Annotated in this window: 3 protein-coding genes and 1 pseudogene; all 4 read left to right on the top strand. The window is 47.0% G+C overall.

Translation table 11 applies throughout. The features are described from left to right. Positions 1-171, top strand: a pseudogene (locus tag H6F50_RS26995) (LuxR family transcriptional regulator); the annotation flags it as partial. 253 nt (positions 172-424) lie between these two features. Further along, complete coding sequence (locus H6F50_RS07715) at positions 425-1609, top strand: NAD(P)H-quinone oxidoreductase subunit H (RefSeq protein WP_190413521.1); 1185 nt, start codon at positions 425-427, stop codon at positions 1607-1609. Positions 1610-1813: 204 nt separating this feature from the next. Beyond that, positions 1814-2254 carry a cyanase gene (gene cynS, locus H6F50_RS07710; RefSeq protein WP_190428088.1) on the top strand — a complete coding sequence of 147 codons (441 nt, stop codon included), beginning with the start codon at positions 1814-1816 and terminating at the stop codon, positions 2252-2254. 122 nt (positions 2255-2376) lie between these two features. Then, positions 2377-2556, top strand: a complete 180-nt coding sequence (locus H6F50_RS07705; RefSeq protein ID WP_190413517.1) for a PCP reductase family protein — start codon at positions 2377-2379, stop codon at positions 2554-2556. Positions 2557-2594 lie beyond the last annotated feature (38 nt).

Raw genomic sequence — 2594 nt, 5'->3', positions numbered from 1 at the left:
ACTGAACTTTGGATTACCGAGAATTCTGTCAAGCAGGCTTTGAAGCGAATGTTCCGTAAGCTTGAGGTTTCGTCTCGTACAGAAATGGTTGCACAGCTTTTTGCGACACAACACGCTTTTCCAAGTGCAAAGCCATCTCCATCTAACTTGGCGCTGAACGCTCACCAGTAACCTTTGACGGCGTTGCCTAAATGATTACGATTTCAGCAACGCCGGATTCTCTACGTTGTGCCAAAATTCCCCTTGGTTAAATGCAGCTCGAATTCCGACGTATCCTGCGGACAAAGCTCCATATAATTAAGGAAGCGAAACAAAAATCAACACTCAGTAGTAAACAGACAGTGCCAGTCGGAGTGATTTTGGCGTGTTTACGAAATTTCAGGTGCGGCTGCCCAAATCGGCTTCAAGGAGAGATGGCTGAACTATGGCAAAGATAGAAACTAGAACAGAACCGATGGTGCTGAACATGGGTCCGCACCATCCCTCCATGCACGGAGTGCTGCGACTCATCGTTACCCTGGATGGGGAAGATGTCGTGGATTGCGAGCCGGTTATCGGCTACCTGCATCGCGGTATGGAAAAAATTGCCGAAAACCGCACCAACATCATGTACGTCCCCTACGTCAGCCGGTGGGACTATGCAGCGGGAATGTTTAACGAGGCTGTCACCGTTAATGCGCCGGAAAAACTAGCCGGTATCTCAGTTCCCAAACGCGCCAGCTACATCCGCGTCATTATGCTGGAATTGAACCGTATCGCCAATCACCTGCTGTGGTTGGGACCATTTTTGGCTGATACGGGCGCTCAGACTCCCTTCTTTTATATCTTCCGCGAACGGGAGATGATTTATGACCTGTGGGAAGCCGCCACTGGTTATCGGATGGTGAATAACAACTACTTCCGTATTGGGGGAGTTGCCGTTGATTTGCCTTACGGGTGGGTTGACAAGTGCTTAGACTTTTGCGACTACTTCCTGCCAAAAGTTGACGAATACGAGCGCTTGATTACAGACAACCCCATCTTCCGCCGTCGCGTGGAAGGCGTGGGCACCATCAGCCGCGAAGAAGCGATCAACTGGGGACTTTCTGGCCCGATGCTGCGGGGTTCTGGTGTCAAGTGGGACTTGCGGAAAGTTGACCACTACGAATGTTACGACGACTTCGACTGGCAAGTGCATACGGAAACTGGCGGTGATTGTTTTGCCCGCTACTTGGTGCGGATTCGGGAGATGCGCGAATCTGTCAAGATTATTTACCAAGCTATCAAAGCACTTCCCGGTGGTCCTTACGAGAACTTGGAAGCCAAGCGTATGGCAGAAGGGCCAAAATCCGAATGGAATGGCTTTGACTACCAGTACATTGGTAAGAAAATCGCTCCCACTTTTAAGATTCCCAAAGGCGAACATTACGTCCGAGTCGAGAGTGGGAAAGGTGAGCTAGGAATCTATATTATTGGCGATGATAATGTCTTCCCTTGGCGTTGGAAGATTCGTGCAGCCGATTTCAACAACCTGCAAATCCTCCCTAGTCTTCTAAAGGGTGTAAAACTCGCTGATATTGTGGTGATTTTGGGTAGCATCGATATCATCATGGGTTCTGTAGACCGCTAAAAACAGCAAAAGGCAAAAGGCAAAAATAGGTCGGGAAATGTCCACCTAAAAAGCCTAAAGCTTCAAAAGTAGCAGCATATAGGTAGCGAATGTAACGGAATCGATTGTCGGTTAGAGGAGATAGTTTAACTGCTTCTAAAGCTGAGAAAAGATTCATTACAATCGTTTCCAATCGTTGCTACTTTTTTTGCTGAGGGTTTATTAATGGCTATTCCTGAAATTACTCAAATACTCTTGAGTGCTAAAAAAGAGAAAGGGTTAAGCTTTGCTGATTTAGAAAAGGCTGTTGGACGCGACGAAGTTTGGATTGCGGCAGTGATGTATCGTCAAGCAAGTGCTTCTGAAGAAGAGGCTAGTAAGCTGCTCTTCGCCTTAGAGCTTGACCCAAATTATGCGACTGAACTAACAGAATGTCCGGTGAAAGGATTGGGACCAATTGTTCCCACTGACCCTCTGATTTATCGGTTTTATGAAATTATGCAAGTGTATGGAATGCCGCTAAAAAGCGTCATTCACGACAAGTTTGGTGACGGAATTATGAGCGCGATTGACTTTACTTTGGATGTGGAAAAAGAAGAAGATCCCAAGGGCGATCGCGTAAAAATTATTATGTCGGGCAAGTTCCTCTCCTACAAAAAGTGGTAGCTCGTTGGTAGGGTTGGGAAAGGCGATCGCATCATCAGTGCGATCGCCTTCTTGATGAGACGCTGGAAAGCGCGATCGCTTCCCTGTTAAACTCCTGTTTTAAGGATTTTTTGGAGAAAACTGTGGCGAACCAACCCAATGCCGTAGAGTGGACACCCGAAGCTGAAGCCAAGTTGAAAGAAATTCCCTTTTTTGTCCGTCCCGCTGCTCGGAAAAAGATCGAAAAATTTGCACAAGAAGCAGGGCAAAAAATAATAACGGTGGAAGTTTATCAGCAAGCTAAACAACAGTTTGGGCAGTAGCAGAATTCGCCCGGAAGTTTAAGGGCGATCGTATTTTC

This window comes from Coleofasciculus sp. FACHB-712, from assembly GCF_014695635.1.
Taxonomy (GTDB): Bacteria; Cyanobacteriota; Cyanobacteriia; order Cyanobacteriales; family FACHB-T130; genus FACHB-T130.
This window is presented reverse-complemented; position numbering and strand designations above follow the sequence as displayed.

Bases quoted from the DNA above. Each gene is read 5' to 3' on its own strand.
- H6F50_RS07715 (WP_190413521.1), top strand. From the start codon at position 425: ATGGCAAAGATAGAAACTAGAACAGAACCGATGGTGCTGAACATGGGT.
- cynS (WP_190428088.1), top strand. From the start codon at position 1,814: ATGGCTATTCCTGAAATTACTCAAATACTCTTGAGTGCTAAAAAAGAG.